Source organism: Ideonella sp. P3_A4, assembly GCF_056403075.1.
This window is the reverse complement of sequence record NZ_JBFUGE010000278.1, coordinates 1-7,910: the sequence shown is the minus strand read 5'-3', so window position 1 is coordinate 7,910 and position 7,910 is coordinate 1. Positions and strand designations below refer to the sequence as shown.

At 59.5% G+C, this 7,910-nt stretch carries 8 protein-coding genes; 7 read left to right on the top strand and 1 reads right to left on the bottom strand.

The features are described from left to right. A partial coding sequence (locus AC1DYI_RS21120) for a TetR/AcrR family transcriptional regulator (RefSeq protein ID WP_477206099.1) occupies positions 1–246 on the bottom strand: 246 nt, incomplete at its 3' end. 356 nt (positions 247–602) lie between these two features. On the opposite strand from AC1DYI_RS21120, the gene AC1DYI_RS21115 reads away from it, so the two are divergent. From AC1DYI_RS21115 to AC1DYI_RS21085, 7 genes are all read left to right on the top strand, one after another. Next, positions 603–1,079: a TIR domain-containing protein gene (locus tag AC1DYI_RS21115; RefSeq protein WP_477206098.1), complete on the top strand. Its 477-nt coding sequence runs from the start codon at positions 603–605 to the stop codon at positions 1,077–1,079. Positions 1,080–1,087: 8 nt separating this feature from the next. After that, positions 1,088–1,720, top strand: coding sequence for an Nmad2 family putative nucleotide modification protein (locus tag AC1DYI_RS21110; protein WP_477206097.1), 633 nt, complete (start codon positions 1,088–1,090; stop codon positions 1,718–1,720). A gap of 71 nt (positions 1,721–1,791) precedes the next feature. Continuing rightward, positions 1,792–2,496 (top strand): hypothetical protein, encoded by a 705-nt coding sequence (locus AC1DYI_RS21105; protein WP_477206096.1) that lies wholly within the window; start codon positions 1,792–1,794, stop codon positions 2,494–2,496. A gap of 25 nt (positions 2,497–2,521) precedes the next feature. Further along, complete coding sequence (locus AC1DYI_RS21100; RefSeq protein WP_477206095.1) at positions 2,522–3,748, top strand: nucleoside triphosphate pyrophosphohydrolase family protein; 1,227 nt, start codon at positions 2,522–2,524, stop codon at positions 3,746–3,748. A 48-nt stretch (positions 3,749–3,796) separates the two neighbouring features. Next, entirely contained in the window at positions 3,797–4,444 is a 648-nt protein-coding gene (locus tag AC1DYI_RS21095; protein WP_477206094.1) for a uracil-DNA glycosylase, read from the top strand. Between the two features lie 149 nt (positions 4,445–4,593). Further along, positions 4,594–5,724: a TIR domain-containing protein gene (locus tag AC1DYI_RS21090; protein ID WP_477206093.1), complete on the top strand. Its 1,131-nt coding sequence runs from the start codon at positions 4,594–4,596 to the stop codon at positions 5,722–5,724. Beyond that, positions 5,721–7,910, top strand: a 2,190-nt coding sequence (locus AC1DYI_RS21085; protein WP_477206092.1) for an nSTAND1 domain-containing NTPase, incomplete at its 3' end; no start/stop codon positions are given. The genes AC1DYI_RS21090 and AC1DYI_RS21085, both read left to right, overlap by 4 nt.

The following is a 7,910-nucleotide window of genomic DNA, read 5'->3' as shown; positions in this document are numbered from 1 at the left end:
GTCCAGCACCGGCCCTTCACGCGTGGCACCGGCCGACAGCTTGGCAAACATCTGCTCGTACAGCTGCTGCAGCACCGCCTGCAAGAACGCGGCCTTGTTGCCGAAGTGATAGTGAAACATCGCCGGGTTGACCCCCGCGTGCTCAGCCACCCGCCGCACCGACAGGCCGGCGCAGCCGAGCTGGGGCAGCAGCGCCAGGCCGCTGCGCAGAAGGGCCTGGTCAATGCCTTGGGAGGGGCGTGCCATGCGGCATTATTGGTCATGTGACCAGTAAGTGGCAACCCCGCGCCGACAAACTGGCGGCTTCCGGCGGACTTCTCTCGACGCGATTGCAATTCCGCGCCCAGCCGTATGCATCCAATAGGGCCGGCCATGTGTAGTGATGCAAGCAGCAAGCCAACGATGCGTTGTGGCCGATGTCGGGTTTCGGTCTTGGATTTCGTTCTAGACAAGAAGGATTGGGTTCGGCCGCAACCATCGGCTCGCGTCAGCGCGCGCAAATCTATGGGCCTACATGCACTCCTTGCCTGCCAGTCGAACCCATGTGTTGACGCAGCTAGAAACTCGCGCTAATGTTACAAATAGTATCGAGGGGGAAGGTGATGACCGAGCCGCAACGCAAGCACATCTTTGTCAGCCACATCCATGAGGATGACCATCGACTGAAGCCTCTTAAGGATCTGCTGAGCGCATCGGGCATGGAGGTCCGTGATGGTTCTATCAACAGCGACAAGCCCAACGACGCGTCCAACGAGCAGTACATCAAGTCCGAGATCCTGACGCCTCGAATCGCGTGGGCATCGGTCTTTGTTGTTCTTATTTCGCCTGAAACTCGTGACAGCAAGTGGGTTCAATGGGAAATCGAGTGCGCGGAGCGCTTGGGCAAGCGCATCGTTGGTGTCTGGGACCATAGAGAGTCCGAGTGCGACATGCCTGAGGCGCTGGATCGCTTAGCTGATGCTGTGGTGGGCTGGCAAGGCGAGCGAGTGAGGGACGCAATCGAAGGACGGATCAACAATCGCGAGCACCCAGACGGAAGCCCAACTCCCCCTCGGCAGACCAAACACTATTCCTGTTAAGCCGCGCGATGGGGTTGTTCTCCTACGTGGTTGCGCGGGACTACGGATTCGCACCAAACCCGTTCGGGGGCACCTGCACTCTAGCGACGTGCAAGCCAGAGATTCGGCAGCGAGCCCACGTCGGAGACTGGATTGCCGGGATCGCGTCCGCTGAAGACAGCCCTACGCCCAAGTTGGTCTACGTGATGCGCGTAGACGAGTTGTTGATCTACGACGCGTATTGGAATGACCTACGCTTCCAAAACAAGAAGCCGTCGAGGATAGGTAGCGTCAAGCAACTTTTTGGCGACAACATCTACCATCGTGACGCTGCTGGCAACTGGATCCAAGCCGACTCTCACCACAGTCTGCCAGACGGAAGTTCTAACCCGAAGAACATTGCTAACGATACGCAATCGCTGGGCGTGCTGGTCAGCAGCCATTTCGCGTACTGGGGCAGTAGGGCCGTTGAGATCCCCCAGAACTTCTTGGACTTCGAGGGCGAGACGCTTCTCATCAAACGCGGATACCGGCGCCACTTCAGCAGCGCGTTTGTCAGCCAATTCGTGGCGTGGTTCGAAGCATTATCAGTGCGAGGTTATCTGGCGACTCCGTATCGGTGGGAACGCCGGAGCGCAACTTGGAGCAAGCAGCAACCATGACATCACCTCAAGGCGCGCCATCCGGTTCGGCGTCACCGCCCAACGGATCCGCGGCTAGTCCTGCAGCTTCAATGCCGTCGCTTGTGGCCTCAGGTTCCACGTTGGTCCCGCCCAGTGGACCTTCCACGACCGCACAGCCCGGGTCGCTCGTCTCGCTTAGTGTTACTAAGCAGTTCGACGTATCGCTTTACGTTGACGGCTTGACGACCGGTGGTCTCGCCGTTGTCGTGCTTGTTGGAGTCCTATGGCGCTACTGGCACTTAACGGTTGGCAGAAGCAGGGACTTCGAACTCGATGAGGCTGAGTTCGGCCTGGGCCAACAAAAGATCAAGCTCAAGCCAAACGACGATGACCGCCAGATTGCCTACAAGATCTGGGTTGAGTTGAGCACCCGCAAGATTGGTCTCCCGATTGACCTCGAACAGGATGTGATCACCGAAGTCTATGACTCGTGGCATACCTTCTTCTCTGTGACTCGCGAGCTCATCAAGGACGTGCCTGTCAGGAAGTATCAACGTGACTCCACCGCAAAGATCGTACGGCTATCAATTGAGGTTCTTAACGAAGGCCTTCGCCCTCACTTGACTAAGTGGCAGGCACGATTCCGGCGTTGGTATGAGCACGCGGCGAAGAAGGAAGACTTTGGCAGTACAGCGCCGCAGGAGATTCAAAGGCAGTTTCCTGAGTTCGTGGAACTGACCGAAGACTTGAAGATAGTGAATGAACGGCTCATCGCCTACAGGAACCGAATGCACGACCTGATGGCGAACCGGTAGCCGACGCCGCCACAAGGAAGCGAAGTTGAAAACGATCAAGTGCTCCGAGCACCAGCTCACGCTCGCCGAATATCAAGACCRCGCTTGCGCGTCGAATCAATTTCGCGGCAAGGACACCGCCCTGGACCAACTGAGGTTCGGCCTCTTTGGCGAGATCGGAACCGTCCTTGCTCTCGTGAAGAAGTCGCATCGAGATCTTCAACCCGCTGACCTACACGGCATAGGAGAGGAGCTGGGTGACGCTCTCTGGTATCTCACTACTGCGGCCGTGGAATGCGGGTCCTCCCTGCAGGAGATCGGCGCAGGGGCAATTGTTGAGCTGCAACAGCACTTTGGCGTCAAGTGCGACGAGCGCAAGGGCAATATCGCGTTTGACGAGTTCGACGGGCTTGTCGCCTTTAGCCGGAGTCAGCTAAGAGACGAAGAGAAGCTCACCAGACTGCGACAGCTCGGCATCGATTCCGGTCGCTTACTCATGGAAAGCGTCGAGAAGGATCTTGCCGCCGGAGCTCCGCTTCAGATGCTTTGCAAGATCCTCGCCGACATGGTGCTCGTTGGAGCTCTTTTCGGCCAACGCTTCACCGACATTGCGAACGGGAATCTGCGGAAGATCGAGTCGAGATGGCCGCCGAAGGGCACACTACACACGCAGCTCTTTGATGACGGTCGATCACCCCTAGAACAATTTCCCCGCAACTTCTCGATGCGGTTCATCCAGCTGTTGACCCTTGGCGGAAAACCATATGTTGTTCAACAAATGCGCGGTGTGAACATTGGAGACCGCCTCACCGACAACCGGACCGAGTCGGACGGCTATCGCTTCCACGACGTCTTCCATTTGGCTTACCTTGTTCACCTCGGTTGGTCGCCAGTGATACGTGCGCTTCTGAAGCTGAAACGCAAGAGCGATCCCGACGTCGACGAAAACCAAGATGGCGCTAGAGCAATCATCATCGAGGAGGGCATCGCCACCTGGATCTTCAACCACGCGCACCGGCGCGATGACTTCAGCGACACAGCGACCGGGCGGCTGGACTACAACATGTTGAAGCAAGTGATCGACATGGTGGAGGGCTACGAGGTCGCAGACTGTCCTATGTGGCAATGGGAGCGAGCGATCCTCGATGGCTTCCACGTGTTCCGACAGCTGCGCGAAGCCGGTGGAGGCACAGTCCACGTGGACTTGATCAATAGGACCTTGACATTCGAGTGCGCGGACACCGCTGCCTATGGAAGCGGTGCGGTCGAATAGCACTCCGCCACGAGATAGCCAAAAAAAATCATGACCCCGCGTGCTTTCGTGGACGCGCTCGCTGACGTTGAGCTTGCAGGCGTTTTCAATCCCTATCGTCACCGCTGTTCGATCCACGATCTAGCGGATGGGCCTGCGGTGCGCCGGAGGAACCTGCGTCGCTATCTGCAAGTGATCCGCGACCTGAAGACGGACACCATCTGGATGGGCCGAGATCTGGGATACCGTGGAGGTAGACGGACAGGCTTGGCCTTGACCGACGAACTTCACCTTGGACATCTTGGGAGGCTCTACCCGGGCGCCGATCCCGCCAAAGCTACCAAAGGCCCTGCAGTTGCAGAGCGCACTGCGGCAGAGATCTGGTCCATTCTGGGCCGACTTAAGCAGCCCCCGCTGTTGTGGAATGTCTTTCCATTTCACCCACACGAGCCCGGTTCCGAGCTGAGCAACCGAAGATTTTCGGCCCGAGAGCTCGCAGCTGTTTCCGAACTCAATCGGCAGTTGGTAGCCTGGCTTGGTATCAAGCGAATCATTTGCGTCGGTCAAGACGCGTCGATCTACGCGAAGTCGTTCGGCATAGAAGTAGGCTGCGTCCGGCACCCGAGTTACGGTGGCATTGCGGAGTTTCGCAGTGGCATGCACCAAATCTACGGCCGAGAACTTCGAACCTCTTCAGGCCAGCAGGAACTCTTCTAGCGGTCTTCCGTGGTGTGTTGACCTTTCTTCGTCGCGCTCAAGGATGTGCACCGCGGTCGTACCGTGAGTCATCCCCAAGTCAAAGGATGCAAGAGATGAGGTGACGGGTGCATAAATCAGCTCTTCAAAGATGAGTTCGGGGGGCCTACGTGTCGTACATCGGCGATCCGTTCACCCACGACCTGTTCGTGAGCTACTCGCAAGGCGCAAAGATCGACGCCGGTGACCTCAAGAATTGGTCGCTGGCCCTAATCAGACGTGTTCTGACCGAGTTGCGCTACCAGAGCAAGTACACCAACGCCCTGTCTGTCTTCATGGACGCGCTGGACGGCCCGGGGCGGGAAGGTCTGCACGTCCCGCCGTTCGCGAGGCTCACCGACGAGCTGAAGTGGCATGTGGAGCGATCGGCCATTCTGCTAGTCCTGATGTCACCTCAATACCTGAGGGAGGCCGGCGACTGGTGCAAGAACGAACGCCAGTGGTGGTGGAACACACCGATTGCCGCGCCCACGCCTCGCGAGGACCGAGTCGCCATCGTGGAGATCTGGCCCGAAGCCTCGCTGGAAGACTCGTGGCCCGCTGAATTCAGGGACAGCGCAGGAAAACGCCGATTCGCACACCCGTTCTTCGAAGGCTTAGGCGAGTTTCGTCGCCCCATCGGCTGGGCCGACGACATCACGAGCTTGGGTTCGACTTTCAAAAGGGAGGCATTGGACCTGGCGGCCAAGATTTCGAGCAGGCTCGACACGCTCAAGGGCGCGAAAGAGCGCGCAGACAAGGCCTTCGAAGAGATTCGCCGGCTGGCGTCACGCAGTGAGAAGAAAACACTCTACGTCTATGGAAGGTCGAACGAAATTGATTCGTGGAAGCGGATCTGCGACGAAATAGATGGGATCGGCAGCGACAGATACATCGTCGTGCCGACCGAGCCTGACAGCGTCGAGACGCCGATAGTGGAATCGAAGAAGTCTCGCGACGACAGGGTAAAGGCATTGGCAGGCTCCGATGCGCTGATCCTTGTCGGCGGTCACAACGGGCTGGCCATCGAGGCCGACCTGCTGGTCATCGGGAAGCACGACAGGGAGTCCGCGCGGTCGATGTCAGGCACGCTTCTGCCTTGCGCCGTATTCAACACTTCCGGCGAGTCGGTCGCCACCGCGAGGCGAAAGCAGCTCGCGAGAAATCTCAGGTCTGACTGGTACGACGTCGCCCCGGGGCAAGCGGCGACCTGCGTGCAGAAGTGGTTGGAGGGGGTCGCGCAAAGCGTCTTGGCATCATGACGAACGCGTCCGTTTGGGCCGACGAGGCGCACTTGTCGGGATTCGAGCTTCCGCCGTCGCCCTATCCTGGCCTGCGTCCGTTCAACGAGTCCGAGTGGTCGATCTTCTTCGGGCGCGAGACGATGGTCGACCAGATCGTCGACAGACTGCTCCTCAACCATCTGGTGGTCGTCCACGGGGATTCGGGCTGCGGAAAGAGCTCCACCATTCGGGCCGGGGTGTTGCCCAGGCTGAAGCACGAGGTTGCCCGYACCCGGACACGGTGGCGCACCTGCGCAGTGCAGCCTGCCGGCGGCGTTCTCGACAACCTCGCCAAGGAGTTGTCTGGCGAGAAAGACTCGGACAGGTGGATCGAATTTCGCCGTGCACTCAATCTGGGGGATCGCGCACCAACCGCGTTGGCGGCCATGTTGCTGCAAGACAAGTCGGACAACCTGTGCATCCTCATCGACCAGTTCGAAGAGCTTCTGGATTTTTCGGGCGACGCTGCGTCCATCCAGGCGAGTCTGCTCGTGGAGTTCTTGGTGGCTCTGTCGAATGAGCCGCCGAGGGGTCTGTATGTGGCCCTCACCATGCGCACGGAATTCATGGGGGTATGCGCACGCTTTCGCGGACTCGCGGAGGCCATTAACAAGCATCAGTATCTGCTGCCACCGATGGCATTCGAGGACCTTCTCCGATCGATCCGGGAGCCTGCCTCCATGTATGGCGGCTTCGTGGATCGCGAACTCGCGGAAAGGCTCGCGAGCGATGCGTCACGGAGTGATGGCTTGCCTCTGGTGCAGCATGCACTGATGTACATGCATCGGGCGCTACATGTGCAGAACGATCAACCGTGGCGGTTGACTCCCTGCTCGTATCCCGTCCGCGGGTTGGCAGACATGTTGTCGGGTCACGCTGACGAAGTGGCCCGCGAGCTTGAGGGGCAAGACAGTTCGTTCGCGCCGCTCATTGAGCGGGTGTTTCGCGCACTGACAAAGGTCACCGAGGCCGGCTACGGAGTGCGGCGGCCACTGACCTTCGAAGCGCTGGTCAAGGAAGTAGATACGCCGCAATGCGATCAGGCGCCGATGGTCCGCACGATCGTCGAACACTTCCGCCAGGAACCCGGTTGCTTTCTCGTGCCGCAAGGGGCTTCGGGCGCACCGGATCTGGTGCAGATCAGCCACGAGGCCTTGATTCGCTCCTGGAATCGAATTAGCGACGGACGAACGGGTTGGCTGGCCCAAGAAGCCGAGGACAGGCGAGTCTGGCAGGCGCTGCTGGTGGCCACGGATGCGTTCGAGAAGAACTCGAACAGCGATCCTGTGTCCTCGGCGACCACAGGTGCCGGTCGAGAGCTACTAGGTAGCCGTAACACGTCGTGGGCTGAACGATATGGCGGCGGCTGGGAGCGGGTCGAGAAACTGATCGCGGCCAGCGAGCGCGCACGTGCCAGAACCAGGCAGCAGAAGAGGTTCATTCTGGTCACACTGGTTGTGACAACTGCTGTGTCGACCGTCTTTTTGGCTCGCTCCATGGTCGATCGCCAGGAAGCGAAGAAATTACTGATGCAGTCGACGCAAGTGCGGTTGACGAAGAACGCCGAGACGMGGCTGCAGTCGACGATCGGCGGTGCCGACGTCTCCGCGTTGCGCTACTTGCTGGCCGCGTGGAACCTGGCCGAGCGGAGTGCGGGTACGGGGTCCTTGCCGGCCGAGATCCTGCAAGGCGTGGGCAAGGGCGTGTTCAGGGAACCGTCCTTTGTTCGCAGCTACGAGGTGACCGGGGTGCCGACTGCGATGGCGGTGTCCAAAGACGGCTCCCGGTTGGCGGTGGTGACAAGGGACGACCAGCTCATCAGCTGGAACCGAAAGACTGGCGAGTCGCAGGACGTCGCCAACGCATCGACCGTCTCGCAGGTCTCGTCGCTTGCCATCAGCGAACACGGCGATTGGATTTTCGGCGGTCGGATGGACGGGAAGGTGCAATGGTGGTCGACGAGTGGCGTTAAGTCCAAACCAGAGTTCCTGACGCCTCCGATGGCCATGCCCGCATCCGTGGACTACCTAGAGCTTTCGCCTGCCGGTGACTACTTGGTTGGCCAGATGGGGGACTCGGTCTACCTGTGGCGCCTTTCATCACCGCCTTCGCTCGAGGGGCCGGTACGCTTGCCCTTCCCGTCCGGTGCCCACGCAGTCACCATC

Bases quoted from the DNA above. Each gene is read 5' to 3' on its own strand.
- AC1DYI_RS21115 (WP_477206098.1), top strand. From the start codon at position 603: ATGACCGAGCCGCAACGCAAGCACATCTTTGTCAGCCACATCCATGAG.
- AC1DYI_RS21110 (WP_477206097.1), top strand. From the start codon at position 1,088: ATGGGGTTGTTCTCCTACGTGGTTGCGCGGGACTACGGATTCGCACCA.
- AC1DYI_RS21105 (WP_477206096.1), top strand. From the start codon at position 1,792: ATGCCGTCGCTTGTGGCCTCAGGTTCCACGTTGGTCCCGCCCAGTGGA.